The following is a 19332-nucleotide window of genomic DNA, read 5'->3' on the forward strand; positions in this document are numbered from 1 at the left end:
TCTAACATGTATATTGGTGAAATATCAAAACAGACCGGATTATCTATCAAGGCTATTCGTTTCTATGAGGAAAGGGGACTCATCCAAACGCCTGAGAGAAAAGGGCGTTATAGAATATACCGCCCAAAAGATATAGAACTGCTGATATTAATCAAGGAAGCTAAAGCATTAGGGGTTACTTTGTCTCAACTTGAAGGCGTAATAGTGTATAAAAATGGTCAAGTTGACTGGACCAAGATCAAGCTATTTCTTAGTGAGTTTAGAGAGCAACTTGTGGTTAAAATTAGCGATCTCAATAGTAAAATAGCCAATATCGATCGATGTTATGAGCAAATAACATGTTAGAAAGACTTGACTCTCCCCTAATAGGGAGACGCTAAGCTACATCTCAAATAGCCTTCTTTTGGATAATGAGATGAGTAAGAAAATATTAGTGTTATCAGCAAACCCAAAAAAAATAGTTTTATTAACCATTTAGCTTGCGTGTATGCTGATGCCGCAGACAAGAACCATCAAGTTAAACGACTCGATATATCGCAGATGGAGTTTAATTTGGATCTATCTGCAGGATATAAAGATAACATGCTAATGGAAGCTCCGCTTAAGGAGTTTCAGGCTGCACTTGAGTGGTGCGAGCATTTAGTGATTTTAACCCCAATTTGGTGGGGAGCCTTACCGGCAAAGCTAAAAGGGCTAATCGATCGTACTTTCTTACCTGGTTTTGCATTTCAATATGAGCAGGGCAAGTTAATCCCTAAAAAACTATTACAAGGTAAAACAGCTCGCATTATCATGACAATGGATACTCCACCTTGGTATTATATTTGGGTGCAAGGTGCTCCCGCGCTGAAGCAGTTAAAGAAAACCACGCTAGAATTTGTGGGTTTTCATTCAATCAAAAACAACATGATTGGCCCTATTATTAATTCAACCCAAGACACGAGAGCGCAATGGATTTTGCGGGTATCAAAACTTGGTTTTGAGGCGCGTTAATCATGCTAAAGCGCACCAGTAATACCTTCTTCAAGTCATTTAAGCTGCTAATCTCTTTAGCTGATCTTAGGCGGGGAATTTCACTTATTATTGTCTATTTCTTTTAGTGTTTTCTATCAACTCATTCTTTACCAATATAGCTGGCCTGGGGATTTAGATTTTTGGCAGTAAAACGGGGGCGTTCAGTTTGTCATTAGTGACTAGCTTTAGCCCCAGAGCATCATTTAATCTGCTAAATAGTATGCAATTGTTGAAACAACTCTAACTTGTTTAATGTGTGGGTTGTTCTTGTCGCGGTCATTAATTGAAAACTGTCCCTGTGACGCCTTTTTAATCTTACCTAATTGACTGTTTGAATCAGTTGCAAACTTTTCAGCAACCATGCGGGCATTAGTCGTTGATTGCTCAATCATTTGCGGTTTAATTTCATTTAGTCTGGTAAAGATATATTCAACTTGTGCATTGTAATCATTTTGACTTAATACAATGCCTTTTTTACCTAATTCTGTCAGTTTTGGCATGGCTTCGCGCACTAGTTGAATACTTTTAGAGTAAACAGTAATGGTTTGCAGTGCGGTGTAACGGAACTCAAAATCTTGCTGTCCACCATATTGCTGTGCCAATTTATCGTTAATAGTGGGAGCTGAAAGGCTGATCTCATCCATTGCGATATTCTGTGAGGTTAGAAAGTTAATAACTTGCTGTGCCTGGGAATCGACTTGATTATATAAGCCTTCAATATCGTTACTGGCAGCAGTAAATTGTATCGGCCAGATAACAATATCGGCAGGAAATTCTGCTTCAGCTAACCCTTTTACTGTGACACTTCTGTCATAGGTTTTTACTTCAATTAAGGCCTGTTTTATCAGTATGCCAAAAACGGTGAAGCTGAGGACTAGCATAAGCCCTAATATTGTTGCAGTTGATTTTTGCATTTATCTACCTCAATTATTGCTTATAAATTGTCATATCTTTAGTATAAAAAATATTCAACTGGCTAATTGAATATATCTAGCTAAGATAAGTTGGTGCCATTGCAAAGGACTGAACATGCCCGCCACGTTATTGAATCAGGATTCAGACCAAATCAAACTAGTATTACCGTCAGCGATTATGGCATGGCGTAAAACTGTTTTTGAACGCATTTTCAGTATTTTATCTCTCATTTGCATCCCCGTTTATATTACCAGTGTTTACCTGTGTATCAAGCTCGATTATTGGTGGCTAGTGGTGTTTGATACTTTTGTATATTGTGCCTTTTTAAGTGTTGCTTTTGGTTTTTTTATTCCGCTTAAAATACGCTTTATTATTGGCTGTGCAATGACTTACTTGATTGGCGCTGCTTTTTTACTGGCTATTGGGCCCTCAGGATCTGGTTTTTTTTGGCTCTTTATTTATCCACTATTGAGTTGTGCTTTACTCGGCAATTAGGCGGGTTATATTGCACAAGTGATTAACTTTTTTACATTGTCTGTAATAGGTCTACTTTTTGACCATCATGTATTAACGTGGCCAGAGATTGCCGATTATTCATTTTTTATTTGGTGCGTCGTCGCGATTAATTTTATGGTGACGAACATTCTAGCCATGGCTATTTGTGGTTACTTATTACAGGCAACGGTTAAGCAGTTAAAACAGACACAATCATCTCGCTACGCCTTTATCGTCAGCTTGGCCACATTGTCAGAATCGTATCATTCAAGCACTAAATTACACATTCATCGGGTGGCAATGTATATGCAAATTTTAGCAATGCAACTGGCGAAGGCAGCATCTAGTCATGATGAAATGATTGCAAACATTGATGAGCTCATGCTGGCCAGCATTTTACACGATGTAGGCATGCATGAGATCCCAGAGCGATTATTGTGTTACAAAGGCAACATATCTTTAGATGATGTTGAAAACATAAAACGTCACTGCATGAGTGGTGCATCTTCCCTAGAAAGCTTAAAACATTACCACTCGAACGATGAGTTGTTATTAATGGCTAGAGAGATGGCGTTATATCATCATGAAAATTGGGATGGTTCAGGATATCCGCAAAATGTGATGGGTACACTTATTCCGCTAAGTGCACGTCTTATGAGATTAATGGATGTGTATGACGGCATGACGAGTGAGCGACACTATAAGCAAGCGGCAGGGCATAAGGCTGCTGTTGAGTTTATCAGTCAGCAATCAGGCGTTTATTTGACCCAAATGTCGTTAATGCTTTTTTACTGGTAACAACAGATTTTTCCAAATTGAACCCAAAGTAGACCTTTTTGGGGCATAAAAAAACCAGCGTTAAACGCTGGTTTTACGATGTAAGCAGTTATGGTCTCTATTGCTTAAATCAGTACTGATAAAACGATAACAATTAGCAAGGTTGAAAACTTAATCGCTATTAAGCCAGTTTTGCTTTACGGTCGCGAGAAGCTTGCGCTAAGTCACGCAGTAATTTTTCAGAGTCGTCCCAATGCAAACATGCATCAGTAATGCTTTGACCGTATGTTAGCGGTTGGCCTTCAATCACTTTCTGATTACCTTCAATCATAAAGCTTTCTGCCATTATTCCTGCTATGGCTGTTGAGCCTTCGCGTAGTTGGGTAATAATACTGTCTGCAACATTTAATTGGTTTTTATGATTTTTCTGGCTGTTGCCATGACTAAAATCAACCACTATACGTTGGCTGATCCCTACATCTTCAAGTTGCTTACGTACGGCTTCTATATCAGCAGCTTGATAGTTAGGCTGTTTACCACCACGTAAAATAATGTGCCCATAAGGGTTTCCGTGGGTGCGGTAAACCGCCATAGCGCCATCTTTATCCGGTGAATAAAATATATGCGGCACTTGGGCTGCACGAACGGCATCAACGGCTATGTTGATATTGCCATCTGTGCCATTTTTAAAACCAACTGGACACGATAAAGCCGATGCCATTTCACGGTGAATTTGGCTTTCTGTGGTACGGGCACCAATAGCGCCCCAGGTGATAAGGTCGGCAATGTACTGACCATTTACCATGTCTAAAAACTCAGTGGCTATAGGCAGCTTTAATTCAGTAATTTGCTGTAGCAGTTGACGCGCCATGCGTAAGCCTTTATTTGGGCTGAAGCTGCCGTCTAAGTCAGGATCTGAAATCAGACCTTTCCAACCTACAATGGTTCTAGGCTTTTCAAAATAGACTCGCATAACAATGCATAAGTCATCTTTTAATTCATGGTGTAATGTCGATAAACGCTGGGCATAATCTAATGCGGCTTTAGTGTCATGAATCGAGCAAGGTCCAATAATCACTAACAGGCGTTGGTCTTCACCAGAAATAATAGCTTCTACTTCTCTACGCTGCTGAACAAGGTAGTCAGCGGCATTTTGAGTAAGCGGGTATTCAGACGCAAGTTGTGCGGGTGAAATTACTTTGCATAATAGGGATGTGCGTAGTTCATCTGTTTTAATCGTCATTCATCTTACCGCTAAATCGTGAGATGCTTCTTTGCACCATAATGGAGGCGATTATAACCTCAAATGTGCTGACGATGCGAGTTTCAGAGGTCAACTAATGCTTGAAAAATATCAATGATCTTCAGCGGTAAATCCGATTAGGCCCTTTTTCACATGCTTTCGAATAAATTCCAGACAGCTTTTGAAATAGCTTTGACGAATACTCCTTCATTATATAGATGAAATATTCGTCAAATCAGCCGTGTTAGAGATTGTTCTATATTAAAGACAACCTAGAACATGTGGCGCTCTAATCCTGTAATATCAAGAATTTTAGTCGCTATCTCTTCTACTGAATGATTAGTGGTATTCACAAAGGGAATACGCTCCCTTTTATACATCATTTCAACCTCTTTGACTTCTAAACGGCATTGTCTAAGCGATGAATAGCGGCTATTTTCCATGCGACTTTGACGAATTTCATGTAAACGGTTGGGATCAATCGTTAGACCGAATAATTTAGACTTATTTCGTTTAAGCGCATCGGGTAATTTAAGGTTATCCATATCATCTTCAGTAAAAGGATAATTCGCTGCTTTTATACCAAATTGCATTGATAAATAGAGACTTGAAGGAGTTTTTCCACATCGCGATACTCCTAAAAGAATGATGTCTGCTTTATCCATATGTTTCATGGTTTGGCCGTCATCGTTTTCCATTGAAAAGTTAATCGCTTCAATTCGAGCTTCATAACTGTGGTTAGCTTTACCATGAGTTCGATGTAAAGCGGGTTTAGCTTCGACACCTAAATGTTGTTCTAATGGCGCAACAAAGGTGTTTAAAAAATCATAATCCATTCCTTCAGACGAGAATATGACATTCCTGATGTCGGGGTTAACGATAGAATGGAACACCAAGGGTCTTTCTCCTGTGGTAATAAAACTATCATTTATTTGAAGCTTTACTTTTTCTGCTTTTTGGAGCGTTTCGACAAATGGAATGGTAAGTGCTTCAAATTGAATAGGAAATTGCGATAACACCGCATGACCAAAAACCTCTGCTGTGATCGCTGTTCCATCTGATATGTAGAATACTTTAGGTGCCATAATGACCTCTTGTAGTAATAAAATTACAAATAAAATTAATTATTTACGCGTCTTATAGGGGAGTGTAAAATGCTGCTGCCCTTATGTGAAGTGGCCACTGAAATAAAAACTTGCGGAGATAAAACTGTGCAGCAATACGTACTCTGGTATCAAGAATTAGGCATGGGTGATGTGAACAAGGTCGGCGGTAAAAACGCATCCCTTGGAGAAATGATCAGTAATCTAGCCAATGCAGGCGTTCAAGTACCTGGTGGTTTTGCAACTACCTCTCATGCGTTTAATGAGTTCCTTGAGCAAAGTGGAGTTAATCAAAAGATTTACGACCTACTCGAAACCTTAGATGTAGACGATGTAACCGCGCTAGCTAAAGCCGGTGCACAGATTAGACAGTGGGTTATTGAAACTCCATTCCATCCAGAATTTGAAGCCGCCGTACGTGAAGCTTACGAGCAGTTAGCTAGCGAAACTTCAGAGGCTTCATTTGCCGTGCGTTCATCGGCAACAGCTGAAGATATGCCAGACGCTTCATTCGCTGGTCAGCAAGAAACCTTCCTAAACGTAAAAGGTTACGATGCAGTTATTCTTGCTATTAAGCATGTGTTTGCTTCGCTCTTTAACGATCGTGCTATTTCATACCGGGTTCACCAAGGTTATGAGCACCAAGGTGTGGCGTTGTCTGCTGGTATTCAACGTATGGTTCGCTCGGATAAAGCGGCATCAGGCGTGATGTTCACTATGGACACTGAATCAGGTAACAACGACGTTGTCTTTATCACTTCATCATTTGGTTTAGGTGAAATGGTTGTGCAGGGCGCGGTTAACCCAGACGAATTTTATGTACACAAACCAATTTTAGCGCAAGGGCATCAAGCTGTTGTGCGCCGTAATATCGGCAGCAAGTTAATTCAAATGGTTTACTCTGATGAAACATCTCACGGTAAACAAGTTAAAATTGAAGATGTTGCTGCTGATCAACGCCGTATATTTTCAATCAATGATGCTGAAGTGATGGAACTGGCGAAACAAGCCGCTATTATCGAAAAGCATTATGGCCGTGCAATGGATATTGAATGGGCAAAAGATGGCAACGACGGTAAGTTATATATCGTTCAAGCCCGTCCTGAAACCGTGCGTAGCCGTGAAGATGTTCAGCTTATTGAACGTTACCATTTAAAAACCAAAGGCGACGTAGTGTGTGAAGGTCGCGCGATTGGTCATAAAATTGGTTCAGGTGTGGCAAAAGTATTAACGTCAATTGCCGACATGGATCAGATTCAACCAGGTGATGTACTAGTTACTGACATGACAGACCCTGATTGGGAACCTATCATGAAACGCGCTAGTGCAATCGTCACTAACCGTGGTGGCCGTACATGTCATGCCGCCATTATTGCGCGTGAGTTAGGCGTTCCTGCTGTTGTAGGTTGTGGCAACGTCACAGACCTTATTAAAAACGGCGAACTCGTTACCGTTTCTTGCGCTGAAGGTGATACAGGCTTTATTTATTCTGGTAAACAAGAGTTTGAAATCGTCACCAATCGTGTTGATACCTTGCCTGACTTACCAATGAAAATCATGATGAATGTCGGTAACCCTGACCGTGCATTTGATTTTGCTCGTTTACCTAACGAAGGTGTAGGTCTTGCGCGCTTAGAGTTCATTATCAACCGTATGATTGGTATTCACCCTAAAGCTTTGCTTGAGTTCAATCAACAAACTGCTGAGTTGCAAACTGAAATCAACGAAATGATTGCTGGTTATGACTCTCCTGTTGAGTTTTATATCGCACGTTTAGTTGAAGGTATAGCGACTATCGCTTCTGCTTTCTACCCGAAAAAAGTGATTGTACGTATGTCAGACTTTAAGTCTAACGAATACGCTAACTTAGTCGGTGGTGAACATTATGAGCCAGAAGAAGAAAACCCAATGTTGGGCTTCCGTGGTGCGAGTCGTTATATATCTGAATCATTCCGCGATTGTTTCGCGTTAGAGTGTGAAGCGATTAAACGCGTGCGCAACCAAATGGGCTTAACCAACGTTGAAGTGATGATCCCATTCGTACGTACCCTAGGCGAAGCAGCTCAAGTTATCGACTTACTTAAAGAAGAAGGCTTAGAGCGCGGTAAAGATGGGTTACGCGTTATCATGATGTGTGAATTACCGTCAAACGCATTACTTGCCGAACAGTTCTTAGAGTACTTTGATGGCTTCTCAATCGGCTCTAACGATTTAACGCAGTTAACTTTGGGTTTAGATCGTGACTCTGGCATTATCAGCCATCTATTCGACGAGCGTAATCCAGCCGTGAAAGCGCTTTTAGCTATGGCAATTAAAGCGGCTAAAGACAAAGGTGCTTACGTGGGCATTTGTGGCCAAGGCCCATCTGACCATGCTGACTTTGCACAATGGTTAGTCGAGCAAGGTATCGATAGCGTATCACTTAATCCGGATACTGTGATCGACACTTGGTTGTACTTAGCAAAAGATCATGCTTAATCAATTAAACTTATCAAAATAGCTGGTTTGAATTCGATTTAGCATTTAGCTTCGAAGCCAATTACAGCTATTTTTATCAAGTTGATAAAAAAGCCGCTATTTAGCGGCTTTTTTTTGTTTATAATGGCTGCAACTAATAATAAATAATAAGTCTGCCATGTTACCTCTACTTTCACATAAACAAACTTTAGAACCGATTTATCTAGCGTATTTAGACGTGCTGGAACAAAGTGATTTTAATGGTGAAATCGACAAACGATATAGCGCCAGACTTATTCAAGCCACCGACAATTCTGTTTATCAATTTTTGCCCCAAGCGGTCATTTATCCAGCCAGTCAAAAAGACGTTGAGCTGGTCTTACGTTTAGCTGCAAAACCTGAATTTAGGGCGGTAACATTCAGCGCGCGCGGGGGCGGAACTGGCACCAATGGTCAATCATTAACCCATGGACTTATCTTAGACGTATCTCGTCATATGAACCAAGTGATCGAGGTTAACGCCAAAGAGGGATGGGTTAAAGTACAAGCCGGTGTAGTAAAAGATGCGTTGAATGATGCACTCAGACCCCATGGCTATTTTTTCAGTCCTGACTTATCCACATCAAACCGTGCAACCATTGGCGGAATGGTTAACACAGATGCTTCAGGTGCAGGATCTTTAGTGTACGGTAAAACATCCGATCATGTTTTAGGACTTACCAGTGTATTAATCGACGGTAGTGTTTTAACGACTCGACCAATTAATCAAGATTCAACCCATTCTTCAGCGACAGAAAATGCACTAGCAGATAGTATTATTGCCAAAGTAGCTGATATTTGTCGTGATAAGCGTGAATTAATCGATAATCGGTTTCCTAAATTAAATCGTTTTTTAACCGGCTATGATTTAAAGCATGTCTGGGATGAAACCTTAAGCCATTTCGACTTATCTCGTATTTTAGCTGGTTCAGAAGGCACGCTTGCGGTGATCACCGAAGCGAAATTAAACATTACCCCGCTGCCAACCACGCGGATGATGGTTAATATAAAGTATGATTCGTTTGAGTCTGCTTTACGCCACGCTCCGTCATTAGTTCAAGCCAAAGCCACAGTAGTTGAAACTGTTGATTCCAAAGTATTAAACCTAGCTAAGAAAGATATAATTTGGCACTCGGTAGCTGATTTAATTCAAGATGTGCCTAACAAGGTTATTGAAGGGTTAAACATGGTTGAGTTTGCCGGAGATGATGCTGACGTTCGGGCCAAGGTCGCCAGTTTAGAAACGGTACTTACCCAGCAATTATCCGATGAATTGTATGGACTTGTTGGTTTTCAAATAACCAGCGATAAACCCAGTATTGAGCAAATATATGGTATGCGTAAAAAAGCGGTAGGTTTACTGGGCGCCACTAAAGGTCGTCGTAAACCTATTGCTTTTGCTGAAGACACAGCAGTGCCACCTGAAAATTTGGCCGACTTTATTATGGAGTTTCGAGCTTTGTTAGATGGCCATAAATTGCAATATGGCATGTTTGGCCATGTAGATGCTGGTGTACTGCACGTACGCCCAGCCCTTGATATGTGTGATGAAGCCGATGAAAAATTATTAAAGGTTATTTCTGATCAAGTGGCGGCATTGACCCTTAAGTATGGCGGCTTGATGTGGGGCGAGCACGGAAAAGGTGTACGCGGCGAGTATGGCCCTGCGGTTTTTGGTGAGGAGTTATATGGCGTACTGCAATATATAAAAGGCTTATTTGATCCAGATAATCGTTTAAACCCTGGTAAGTTAGTTGCCCCAGCAGAATCTGGGCCACTGATGTTTAATGTTGATAGCGCCAAACGAGGCAGTTTTGACAGACAAATTCCAGTGGTAGTGCGTGACGCTTTTCCCGATGTGATGAATTGTAACGGCAATGGCTTGTGCTTTAACTACAGTGCTTATTCGCCTATGTGCCCATCTTTTAAAGTTACAGGTGACAGAATTCAATCGCCTAAAGGGCGTGCGGGATTAATGCGAGAGTGGTTAAGGTTACTTGAAGCTGAAGGTGTTGATGTCAAAGCGTTAGCCGCATCAAAGTCATTAAGCTTATTGCAACGAGTGCAAAATACCATTAATGCTAAGCGTGATTATGATTATTCACATGAGGTGATGGAGTCGTTAAAAGGCTGCCTAGGCTGTAAAGCTTGTTCTAGTCAGTGTCCGGTAAAAGTCGATGTGCCGAAATTTAGGGCACAATTTTTTGACATTTATTACAAACGTTATTTACGTCCGGCTAAAGATTATTTAGTTGCCGGCATTGAAGACTCGCTGCCATTAATGGCCTCAATGCCAAAAGTGACCAACCTTGCGTCACAAAATCCGTTAAGCCAATGGATTATTAAAAAAACGATTGGTTATGTCGACTCTCCCAAGCTGTCAGTCCCGACATTAAAGCAACGTTTAGATGGTCACCCAAGTAGGGGTTATGACCTAGATGCTTTATACAGTATTCCTGAAGCAGATCGCGCCCAATACGTACTTGTTGTACAAGATCCGTTTAACTCCTTTTATGATGCCGATATTGTGTATCGTTTTATTCAGTTAATCGAAAAGCTAGGCTTTAAACCGGTTTTATTACCGTTTAAACCCAATGGTAAGCCTAGCCATATCAAGGGCTTTTTGTCTAAGTTTGCTAAAACGGCTCAAAGCAGTGCTGACTTTTTGAATAAGGTCCATTCCCTTGGAATGCCGATGGTCGGTTTAGATCCTGCTTTAGTATTGTGCTACCGAGACGAATACCATGAAGCTTTGGGGAAAAAGCGTGGCGACTTTGAAGTAAAACTCGCTAATGAGTGGTTAGTTACCGCCATTGAACATTTACCTAAAATCATTAAGCAGACTCCAGCAGAGTTTACCTGGTTTAGCCATTGTACCGAATCAACGGCTAAACCCAATACAGGTAAGGAATGGCAAACTATTTTTAGTCACTTTGGTGCTAAGGTAAGTAGTTTAAATTTAGGCTGCTGTGGCATGGCGGGCACATACGGTCATGAGTTAGAAAATCTTGAGCGGTCTAAAGCGTTATTTGACATGTCTTGGCAATCAAGTATTGATAAAGTGGGTCAAAAGAGCCAGATTCTAGTGTCAGGGTACTCATGTCGAAGTCAGGTTAAACGGTTTGCCAAATTTAATCCAAAGCACCCAATAGAAGCATTGCTAGCTTTGCTTGATAATAACTAGGTAGTGATGAAATGATAGATAACGAGACTGAAACAATGCCATCTATTGAGCAATTCACCCATAAAGACGGGGCGAAGTTATGCAGTGATGAGGTGTTATTCAGTATTTTATCTGATGGTAGTTGGCTGTATCTTAACAGTCCGCTACCGACTAAATTTGCGCGAATGTTTAGTCATATTTTACATTGCATCGATACTGAGTACTTCTTAATTACTCCTGTTGAAAAGGTGAAAGTATCTGTTAAAACCTGGCCACTGTTAATGGTTGATGTCGATAAAACAGAGCAAGGTTTTTGCTTTAAATCTAACCTTGATACTGACTTTAACGTGATACCATCAGATATTGAATTGGAACAGCAGAGAATTTTTGTTAGCCTTCCTAGGGGATTAACAGCAATATTAAACCGCGCTTGCTATTACCGATACATTAATGAACATGTCGATTTTGACTAAAATACTGTTTTGTAGCGTATGCTTTAACGTAAGTTTATACGATATGTTTTATGAGTGAAAATTGATCTTCGGAGTATTCGCAGTACACCCGCAGCGAGGAGGCATTAATTGAAACGATTCGAAAGTTTAAATTACTTGGTATCTCATTTAAATTTGACGCTGCAGCAAGCGTTAGATGCGCGCCTCAAGCGATATGAGTTAGATATTAAGCTATGGCCGGTATTGTTTACCCTGTGGCAAGAAGAAGGCTTGAGTCAAACAGAACTGTCTAAACGATGTGATGTAGCTAATTACACCATGACGCGGTTACTTGATCAGTTGCAAGTGCAAGGATTCGTCACTCGCCACCAAGAAGCCGATAATCGGCGCGCATTTCAAATTTATTTAACCGACAGCGGTAAAGCTTTAGAGCATGACCTCATCCATGAAGCAGAATGGGTCAATGAGCAATTTTTAGAATTACTTACCGATACTGAGCAACAAGAGTTAATGCGTTTGTTAAATAAAATCAACAAAACATGCTAAAATATCAACGTTTTCAATTATGATAATAGATTAACAATCAATAAATATTGAAAATGGAATAGCCAATCATGGTTGATGAAAATAGCATTATTGCTGAAACAGAACGTTTAATTTTGCGCCCTTTTACGGTATCTGACGTGCCTAGCCTTTTCTTACTGAACAGTATCCCAGAAATTCTTACCTATATTCCTGCAGAGCCAATGACTCAAGAGTCGCAAGCGTTAGATATTTTTGAAAATGTGATTACTGCAGACTATCAACTACATGGGTTTGGCCGCTGGGCGGTACATCATAAAGCAGACAATAAGGTCATTGGTTTTTGTGGGCCTAAATATTTACCTGAGTTTGATAAGGTCGAATTGGGTTACCGTTACTTACCAGAGTATTGGAAAAAGGGAATTGGTTATGAAGCGGCACAAGCTGCAATTAACACATTCAAGCCATCATATGGAATTGAACTTGCTATAGCATTAATTTTGCAAGGAAATGTTGGCTCAGAAGCGGTAGCTAAAAAGGTGGGAATGTCAGTTTTTGAACAGAGCGAGTATTATGGTCATAAAGTGCATGTTTATCAGCGCGATTTATAAATACCATTGAGGATAATTTTAGATACAAAAAAACCAGCTATGTTAGCTGGTTTTTATTTTGCTTGATGCAATAAATAGTTTACTAATCTTAATATTCTAGCTTTCTGAGCAATAGCATTAACTATTCGTCAGCGTGGTCGCAAGTATCATTAGTACAATGGCCGTAAAGGTACAAGCTGTGGTGAGTTAATTTAATATTATGACGCATAGCAATCTCGTCCTGGCGACGTTCAATAACATCATCAGAGAACTCAATAACTTTGTCACAGGTTAAGCACACTAAATGGTCGTGGTGCTTTTGAGTCGACATTTCAAATACCGCTTTACCCGACTCAAAATGGTGGCGGTTTAAAATACCGGCATCATCAAATTGGTTAAGCACGCGGTAAACAGTAGCTAAACCAATTTCTTCGCCTACTTCAAGTAATCGCTTGTACAAGTCTTCTGCACTGATGTGTTGATTTTCAGGGTTTTGCATTAGCTCTAGAATTTTAACTCTTGGCAGGGTAATTTTTAAACCGGCTTTTTTAAGCGCTTGATTTCCATCTGTCATTGCTAATCTCTTGATTGCAGAACCAATCGGTTCATCCGTGGGTAATTAATTCATTATATGTGTTGAATCGGAAAACTTAAACCTCTTAAACTGCTTAATCGACTTATTAGCCCAAAAATCGTCGTTATTAACAACGCTTAGCAAAAAAATAGCTTATTTGTGACAGTAAGCTTACTTATACTAAGGGATTATTGCCATTAATGGTCTTTGGATTAACACTAGAAAATATGTTTTATTTAGTCTATTGAAATAAATAAAACTAAAAATGATTGAAGTTAGTTGCAGGTTAAACCCTGCTATTGATAGTGTAAGCTTGATTACTTAGCCTGCTATTTGTCTGGCAGCGGCAGAGCTATTTCATTATATACCTTAAAAATACACCCTAATAATAAAAAGGAAGCACCATGTACCGGAATATTGTCGTGTTAACCGGCGCAGGCATTTCTGCAGAGTCAGGTATTCGCACTTTTCGTGATCAAGATGGTTTATGGGAGCAGCATCACATAGAAGATGTGGCGACACCTGAAGGCTATGCTAAAGATATTGCATTAGTTGAGCGATTTTATAATAACCGTTGGACACAATTACACTCAGGTGAAGTATGTGAGAATTTGGCTCATATTGCCTTGGCCAAATTAGAAGCTGAGTTTGAGGGCAATTTACTAGTGATTACCCAGAATGTAGATGACTTGCATGAACGTGCTGGTTCAAGACGTTTATTGCATATGCACGGGGAATTATCCAAAGGTCGATGCCCTAAATCACTGCAAACATTTATTTTGCGCGAACCCTTTGGTCCCGAAAATTGCTGTACCTGCTGCATTCCTGCAATGCGTTTAAGGCCACATATTGTCTGGTTTGGTGAAATGCCTTTCGGAATGGACCGAATACATGATGCACTGGACCGCTGCGACCTATTTATCGCTATCGGCACTTCAGGTACGGTTTATCCTGCAGCCGGTTTTGTTGATAGTGCTAATCATCATGGCGCGCAAACCGTTGAGGTTAATCTTGTTGCGCCCGATAGACATAGTCAATTCCAATACCATTTTACCGGTAAAGCAGGGGACATTATGCCCCAGTTAGTGGACAATATTTTGCAGGGTAAAACTATTGGCAGCGAGTCGATATCGTCATGAGTGCAAAGTCCGCAGACATTAAGTCAATAGATACTGAAACAATAGATACTGAAACAATAGATACTGAAACAATAGATACTGGGTCAGTGAGCACTGAGCACACATGCATTGATGGTGAGTTACCCCATAGGCTAGCTATCATTATGCGTGGCTTACCCGGAAGTGGTAAATCACATTGGGTAGAGCAATTTATTCAATCACAACCTTTGTCAGTTGCGTTGCAGACTAAGCAATATGGTTATTTCTCAACCGATAGTTTATTTGTTGTTGAGGGGATGTATCAATTTGATATCAGTAAATTATCTGAATATCATCAAATTAATTTAAGCTTATTCATTGAGGCCTTATCAAGAGGTGAACCCATAGTGATATGTGATAATACCAATGTGTGTCATTGGGAATATATCGCTTATAAAACTGCTGCTGTCGCATTGGGCTATAAGGTGAAAATTGTTATTACTGGTGAGCCAAAATCAGCATCGCATCAACAATTGTGCGCAAAACGCAACAAGCATAATGTTCCTTTGAAGCATATTCAAAGAATGGGGCAAGCGTTTGACCTAGGATGAATATTTGTTTTTTGAATACAAAAAAGCGCCTTTCGGCGCTTTTTTATTTAGACATCATTTAATGAATTAACGTTTGTCTAAACTCACAAATTCACGCGCTGACTCACCAGTATATAACTGACGAGGGCGGCTAATTTTGTGACCTGGTTGATCTAACATTTCTTTCCAATGTGAAATCCAACCAACGGTACGTGACAATGCAAATAGCACTGTAAACATATCATTAGGGATACCAATGGCTTTCATGATGAGACCAGAGTAGAAGTCAACGTTCGGATATAGCTTCTTAGAGATAAAATATTCATCTTCAAGTGCAATACGCTCAAGTTCCATTGCTACGTCTAGTAATGGATCAACAACTTTAAGTTCATTTAGAACTTCATGACAGGTTTCACGCATCACTTTTGCGCGAGGGTCAAAGTTCTTGTAAACACGGTGTCCGAAGCCCATTAAGCGGAATGGGTCATTCTTGTCTTTCGCTTTAGCGATAAACTCTGGGATACGATCGACAGAACCAATCTCTTCAAGCATAGCAAGACAAGCTTCGTTTGCGCCGCCGTGAGCAGGGCCCCATAGTGATGCGATACCCGCTGCGATACACGCAAATGGGTTAGCACCAGAAGAACCAGCTAAACGCACAGTAGATGTCGAAGCATTTTGTTCATGATCAGCATGGAGTACAAAAATACGATCCATTGCTTTTTCTACAACAGGGTTAACTTTATATTCTTCGCAAGGTGTTGCGAACATCATCGATAAAAAGTTACCCGCATAGCTTAAGTCGTTACGTGGATACACAAATGGTTGACCCATTGAGTATTTGTAACACATAGCAGCGATTGTTGGCATTTTTGACACCAAACGATAAGCTGCTATTTCACGATGCTTAGAATTGTTAACATCAAGAGAGTCTTGATAAAAAGCAGACAGTGCCCCTGTCACACCACATAGCATTGCCATTGGGTGTGCGTCACGACGGAAACCGCGGAAGAAGAAAGCGATTTGCTCGTGAACCATAGTGTGTTCTTTCACTGTGGCTTCAAACTTGTCGAAATCAGCCTTAGACGGTAGCTCTCCGTATAAAAGCAAGTAGCATAAATCTAAATAAGTTGATTCAGTTGCAAGTTGATCAATCGGATAACCACGGTGTAATAAAATACCTTGATCACCATCGATATATGTAATTGCAGACTCACAAGAAGCTGTTGCTAGAAAGCCTGGATCGAAAGTGAAATAACCTTTCTTCCCTAATGTACTGATGTCGATTACATCAAACCCTTCAGTACCTTTCTTGATTGGTAAGTCGATTGAATCGTTACCTGGTAACTCTAATTTGGCTATATTATCAGCCATACCCCGTTCTCCTTACGTCATTCTATATCTATGAGTGCGGCATGTTAAGCGGACATTACTTTACAGTGAATAGGGATCACAGATCAATTTAAATAAGCGTTTAAATTTGTTAGACCAAGGTATATATCTAGCTGAAAGCCTTGTGGTATAGGCTTTAGAATAAAAAAATCATAAAAAAACAGAATTTGCATAATGTGATGTTTGTATTTGACAATTCTCACGAGTATACTTGCCTACGTCCCTAAGGGCGACAAACATCACACTTTAGAAATGATTACTTTACAAACTAAACTAGTGATTTCTCAATTGCTTAGATGTTTGATAGTAATTTCTTTTTTGCTCAAATAATGTAATAAACATTTTTTGACCTTGATGCGTTTAAAGCAAAAAAGAGATACATAAAAAAATAATGCTCAATGGAGCTGAGTGAGCAGAACGTGAAAAAGCAAAGACCTGTCCATCTAGACCTGCAGACGATAAGCTTCCCTGCGACAGCTATCGCATCTATCCTACACCGCATTTCCGGTGTCATCATGCTATTCGCTATTGGTATTCTTTTGTGGCTGTTAAATTCAACTTTAACCTCTGCTGAAGGCTTCGCTAGCGTACAAACCTTGTTTGATGGTTTCGTAATGAAGTTCATCCTTTGGGGCATTCTAACCGCGCTTGGATATCACTTATTAGGTGGCATACGTCATTTGATTATGGATACTGGCCGTTGGGAAGAGCTAGCTTCAGGTATCGCTTCAGCTAAAGTGATGTTTGCTTTAGCAGCAACCTTTTCTATCATAGCGGGGATTTGGGTATGGTAACTAACGCAGCAAGTTTTGGACGTAGTGGTGTCCATGACTATATTTTACTACGCGCAAGTGCGGTAATCCTAGCTTGTTATACTATTTTCTTGGTGGGATTTATCGCGTGTAGTTCTCCACTGACTTTCGAAATTTGGCATGGCTTGTTTAGCACATTGCCAATGAAAGTATTTACACTGTTAGCCTTAGTTGCTTTACTCGTCCACGCTTGGATTGGTGTATGGCAAGTATTGACTGACTATGTAAAAAGCACATCGTTACGTGGTGTATTACAATTTACCTTCGTTGTGACCGCATTCAGTTATTTAGCGGCCGGCATCGTGATAGTGTGGGGTGTATAAGTGAGTATTCCAGTACGCGAATTTGATGCAATCGTGATTGGCGCCGGTGGCGCTGGTATGCGAGCAGCATTACAGATTTCTAAAGAAGGTAAAAGCTGTGCGCTTTTATCAAAAGTGTTTCCTACCCGTTCTCATACCGTATCTGCGCAAGGTGGTATCACTGTTGCGTTAGGTAATGCGCATGAAGATCACTGGGAACAACACATGTATGATACGGTGAAAGGTTCTGATTTTATCGGCGACCAAGAAGCCATTGAGTTTATGTGTAAAACCGGTCCAGAAGCGATTATCGAACTTGAGCAAATGGGTTTACCATTCTCTCGTTTTGAAAATGGTACTATTTACCAGCGACCTTTTGGTGGCCAGTCAAGAAACTTTGGTGGTGAGCAAGCTGCGCGTACCGCTGCTGCCGCAGACCGAACAGGTCATGCGCTACTGCATTGTTTGTATCAACAAAACGTCAAGCATAAAACAGATGTTTATTCTGAATGGTATGCTTTAGATCTTGTTAAAAATGAAGATGACGTTGTTGTTGGTTGTACTGCGATTGAAATTGAAACAGGCAACATTGTTTATTTCAAAGCAAAAGCAACTATTTTAGCAACTGGCGGAGCAGGGCGTATTTATGCGTCAACCACTAATGCGCACATCAATACTGGTGATGGCGTTGGTATTGCGGCTCGTGCTGGTGTTCAGTTACAAGACATGGAAATGTGGCAGTTCCACCCTACGGGTATTGCTGGCGCAGGTACATTGGTGACTGAAGGTTGTCGCGGCGAAGGTGGATATCTTTTAAATAAAGATGGCGAACGTTTCATGGAACGTTATGCACCAAATGCCAAAGATTTAGCATCGCGTGACGTGGTAGCACGTTCAATGATGACTGAAATTCGTGAAGGTCGTGGTTTAGATGGTCCGTTAGGTCCACACTTATTACTTAAGCTTGATCATTTAGGCAAAGAGACCCTTGAAGCCCGTCTTCCTGGTGTGTGTGAATTATCACGTACTTTTGCTCACATTGATCCGGCTGATGGTCCAATTCCTGTTATTCCAACTTGTCATTATATGATGGGTGGATTGCCAACTAAAGTCAGTGGTCAAGTTATTCGTCAGAATGCTGATGGTACTGAGCAAGACGTACTAGGTTTATTTGCTGTAGGTGAGATCGCTTGTGTATCTGTACACGGTGCGAATCGCTTAGGTGGTAACTCTCTTCTTGATTTAGTGGTATTTGGTCGTGCTGCAGGTCAGCACTTAGGTAAAGCTTTAGATGCTACGCCTGATCCAAAAGCGGCCACAGACGTAGAAATTAGTGCATCACTTGCTCGTCTTAATCGTTGGGAAAGCAACAAAGACGGCGAAGATCCTTCGGTTATCCGTAAAGAGCTTCAATTGTGTATGCAGTTAAATTTCTCTGTTTTCCGCAGTGGTGAATCCATGGCAGAAGGTCTAGAACAGCTACAAGCAATCCAAAAGCGTCTTGAGAAGGCTAAGCTATCTGATAACTCTGATGAATTTAATACTCAACGTATTGAATGTTTAGAATTAGATAATTTAATGTCAACAGCGCTGGCAACTGCCTATGCAGCTAACTTCCGTACTGAAAGCCGTGGTGCACATTCTCGTGAAGATTATTTAGACCGTGATGATGATAATTGGTTATGCCACAGCTTGTATGATCCAAAAACACAAGCTATGACAAAACGTGATGTCAATATGACACCTAAATTACGTGATGCGTTTCCACCGGTAAAACGTACCTATTAGGCAGGAG

18 protein-coding genes and 1 pseudogene are annotated in these 19332 nt (G+C 40.6%); 14 read left to right on the forward strand and 5 right to left on the reverse strand.

Going from position 1 to position 19332, the window contains the following annotated elements; genetic code table 11:
- Nucleotides 1-6: 6 nt before the first annotated feature.
- Together ACRWQL_RS18460 and ACRWQL_RS18465 are read left to right on the forward strand one after the other, a co-directional pair.
- Nucleotides 7-345, forward strand: a complete 339-nt coding sequence (locus ACRWQL_RS18460) for a MerR family transcriptional regulator (protein ID WP_434951507.1) — start codon at nt 7-9, stop codon at nt 343-345.
- A gap of 138 nt (nt 346-483) precedes the next feature.
- Nucleotides 484-993, forward strand: coding sequence for an NAD(P)H-dependent oxidoreductase (locus ACRWQL_RS18465; RefSeq protein WP_434951509.1), 510 nt, complete (start codon nt 484-486; stop codon nt 991-993).
- Between the two features lie 224 nt (nt 994-1217).
- On the opposite strand, the gene ACRWQL_RS18470 is transcribed toward ACRWQL_RS18465, so the two are convergent.
- Nucleotides 1218-1928: an SIMPL domain-containing protein gene (locus ACRWQL_RS18470; RefSeq protein ID WP_434951511.1), complete on the reverse strand. Its 711-nt coding sequence runs from the start codon at nt 1926-1928 to the stop codon at nt 1218-1220.
- Between the two features lie 178 nt (nt 1929-2106).
- Between ACRWQL_RS18470 and ACRWQL_RS18475 the strand changes: the two are divergent.
- Nucleotides 2107-2595, forward strand: a pseudogene (locus ACRWQL_RS18475) (HD-GYP domain-containing protein); the annotation flags it as partial.
- Entirely contained in the window at nt 2581-3222 is a 642-nt protein-coding gene (locus tag ACRWQL_RS18480; RefSeq protein WP_434953424.1) for an HD-GYP domain-containing protein, read from the forward strand. The pseudogene ACRWQL_RS18475 and the gene ACRWQL_RS18480, both read left to right, overlap by 15 nt.
- Nucleotides 3223-3382: 160 nt before the next feature.
- On the opposite strand, the gene ACRWQL_RS18485 is transcribed toward ACRWQL_RS18480, so the two are convergent.
- Nucleotides 3383-4444: a 3-deoxy-7-phosphoheptulonate synthase gene (locus tag ACRWQL_RS18485; RefSeq protein ID WP_434951513.1), complete on the reverse strand. Its 1062-nt coding sequence runs from the start codon at nt 4442-4444 to the stop codon at nt 3383-3385.
- A 272-nt stretch (nt 4445-4716) separates the two neighbouring features.
- A complete protein-coding gene (gene ppsR / locus ACRWQL_RS18490) occupies nt 4717-5529 on the reverse strand; it encodes a posphoenolpyruvate synthetase regulatory kinase/phosphorylase PpsR (protein WP_434926414.1) in 813 nt (270 codons plus the stop codon).
- A gap of 126 nt (nt 5530-5655) precedes the next feature.
- On the opposite strand from ppsR, the gene ppsA reads away from it, so the two are divergent.
- The 5 genes from ppsA (at nt 5656) to ACRWQL_RS18515 (ending at nt 12791) form a co-directional block, all read left to right on the forward strand.
- Nucleotides 5656-8025 carry a phosphoenolpyruvate synthase gene (gene ppsA / locus ACRWQL_RS18495; protein ID WP_434953426.1) on the forward strand — a complete coding sequence of 790 codons (2370 nt, stop codon included), beginning with the start codon at nt 5656-5658 and terminating at the stop codon, nt 8023-8025.
- 157 nt (nt 8026-8182) lie between these two features.
- Nucleotides 8183-11227 (forward strand): D-2-hydroxyglutarate dehydrogenase YdiJ, encoded by a 3045-nt coding sequence (gene ydiJ / locus ACRWQL_RS18500; RefSeq protein ID WP_434951515.1) that lies wholly within the window; start codon nt 8183-8185, stop codon nt 11225-11227.
- 35 nt (nt 11228-11262) lie between these two features.
- On the forward strand, nt 11263-11679 hold the full coding sequence (locus ACRWQL_RS18505; RefSeq protein WP_434953427.1) for a DUF1285 domain-containing protein: 417 nt from the start codon (nt 11263-11265) through the stop codon (nt 11677-11679).
- A gap of 108 nt (nt 11680-11787) precedes the next feature.
- Nucleotides 11788-12204, forward strand: coding sequence for a MarR family winged helix-turn-helix transcriptional regulator (locus tag ACRWQL_RS18510; RefSeq protein ID WP_434951517.1), 417 nt, complete (start codon nt 11788-11790; stop codon nt 12202-12204).
- An 86-nt stretch (nt 12205-12290) separates the two neighbouring features.
- Complete coding sequence (locus ACRWQL_RS18515; protein WP_434953428.1) at nt 12291-12791, forward strand: GNAT family N-acetyltransferase; 501 nt, start codon at nt 12291-12293, stop codon at nt 12789-12791.
- 121 nt (nt 12792-12912) lie between these two features.
- Here the strand turns inward: ACRWQL_RS18515 and fur are convergent, their stop codons facing one another.
- Complete coding sequence (fur, locus tag ACRWQL_RS18520) at nt 12913-13344, reverse strand: ferric iron uptake transcriptional regulator (RefSeq protein WP_226415204.1); 432 nt, start codon at nt 13342-13344, stop codon at nt 12913-12915.
- Between the two features lie 404 nt (nt 13345-13748).
- On the opposite strand from fur, the gene cobB reads away from it, so the two are divergent.
- Both cobB and ACRWQL_RS18530 read left to right on the forward strand, forming a co-directional pair.
- The gene (gene cobB, locus ACRWQL_RS18525) at nt 13749-14483 is read left to right on the forward strand and encodes a Sir2 family NAD+-dependent deacetylase (RefSeq protein WP_434951519.1); all 735 of its coding nucleotides are present in this window, start codon (nt 13749-13751) and stop codon (nt 14481-14483) included.
- 143 nt (nt 14484-14626) lie between these two features.
- Complete coding sequence (locus ACRWQL_RS18530; RefSeq protein WP_434953430.1) at nt 14627-15052, forward strand: AAA family ATPase; 426 nt, start codon at nt 14627-14629, stop codon at nt 15050-15052.
- A gap of 66 nt (nt 15053-15118) precedes the next feature.
- Here the strand turns inward: ACRWQL_RS18530 and ACRWQL_RS18535 are convergent, their stop codons facing one another.
- Nucleotides 15119-16405 (reverse strand): citrate synthase, encoded by a 1287-nt coding sequence (locus ACRWQL_RS18535; RefSeq protein ID WP_434926411.1) that lies wholly within the window; start codon nt 16403-16405, stop codon nt 15119-15121.
- A gap of 416 nt (nt 16406-16821) precedes the next feature.
- On the opposite strand from ACRWQL_RS18535, the gene sdhC reads away from it, so the two are divergent.
- The 3 genes from sdhC to sdhA are packed head-to-tail and all read left to right on the forward strand — an operon-like array spanning nt 16822 to nt 19325.
- Complete coding sequence (gene sdhC, locus ACRWQL_RS18540; protein ID WP_226415282.1) at nt 16822-17217, forward strand: succinate dehydrogenase cytochrome b556 subunit; 396 nt, start codon at nt 16822-16824, stop codon at nt 17215-17217.
- Nucleotides 17211-17558 carry a succinate dehydrogenase, hydrophobic membrane anchor protein gene (sdhD, locus tag ACRWQL_RS18545; RefSeq protein WP_434926410.1) on the forward strand — a complete coding sequence of 116 codons (348 nt, stop codon included), beginning with the start codon at nt 17211-17213 and terminating at the stop codon, nt 17556-17558. The genes sdhC and sdhD overlap by 7 nt, the downstream gene beginning before the upstream one ends.
- A complete protein-coding gene (sdhA, locus tag ACRWQL_RS18550) occupies nt 17559-19325 on the forward strand; it encodes a succinate dehydrogenase flavoprotein subunit (RefSeq protein ID WP_434926409.1) in 1767 nt (588 codons plus the stop codon).
- Nucleotides 19326-19332: the final 7 nt, after the last annotated feature.

It is taken from the genome of Shewanella sp. HL-SH4 (assembly GCF_051164845.1).
Lineage (GTDB): Bacteria > Pseudomonadota > Gammaproteobacteria > Enterobacterales > Shewanellaceae > Shewanella > Shewanella glacialimarina.

Bases quoted from the DNA above. Each gene is read 5' to 3' on its own strand.
- ACRWQL_RS18535 (WP_434926411.1), bottom strand. From the start codon at position 16,405: ATGGCTGATAATATAGCCAAATTAGAGTTACCAGGTAACGATTCAATC.
- ACRWQL_RS18485 (WP_434951513.1), bottom strand. From the start codon at position 4,444: ATGACGATTAAAACAGATGAACTACGCACATCCCTATTATGCAAAGTA.
- ppsR (WP_434926414.1), bottom strand. From the start codon at position 5,529: ATGGCACCTAAAGTATTCTACATATCAGATGGAACAGCGATCACAGCA.
- ACRWQL_RS18480 (WP_434953424.1), top strand. From the start codon at position 2,581: ATGGCTATTTGTGGTTACTTATTACAGGCAACGGTTAAGCAGTTAAAA.
- cobB (WP_434951519.1), top strand. From the start codon at position 13,749: ATGTACCGGAATATTGTCGTGTTAACCGGCGCAGGCATTTCTGCAGAG.
- fur (WP_226415204.1), bottom strand. From the start codon at position 13,344: ATGACAGATGGAAATCAAGCGCTTAAAAAAGCCGGTTTAAAAATTACC.
- ACRWQL_RS18530 (WP_434953430.1), top strand. From the start codon at position 14,627: ATGCGTGGCTTACCCGGAAGTGGTAAATCACATTGGGTAGAGCAATTT.
- ydiJ (WP_434951515.1), top strand. From the start codon at position 8,183: ATGTTACCTCTACTTTCACATAAACAAACTTTAGAACCGATTTATCTA.
- ACRWQL_RS18505 (WP_434953427.1), top strand. From the start codon at position 11,263: ATGCCATCTATTGAGCAATTCACCCATAAAGACGGGGCGAAGTTATGC.
- ACRWQL_RS18460 (WP_434951507.1), top strand. From the start codon at position 7: ATGTATATTGGTGAAATATCAAAACAGACCGGATTATCTATCAAGGCT.
- sdhC (WP_226415282.1), top strand. From the start codon at position 16,822: ATGGAGCTGAGTGAGCAGAACGTGAAAAAGCAAAGACCTGTCCATCTA.
- sdhD (WP_434926410.1), top strand. From the start codon at position 17,211: ATGGTAACTAACGCAGCAAGTTTTGGACGTAGTGGTGTCCATGACTAT.
- ACRWQL_RS18470 (WP_434951511.1), bottom strand. From the start codon at position 1,928: ATGCAAAAATCAACTGCAACAATATTAGGGCTTATGCTAGTCCTCAGC.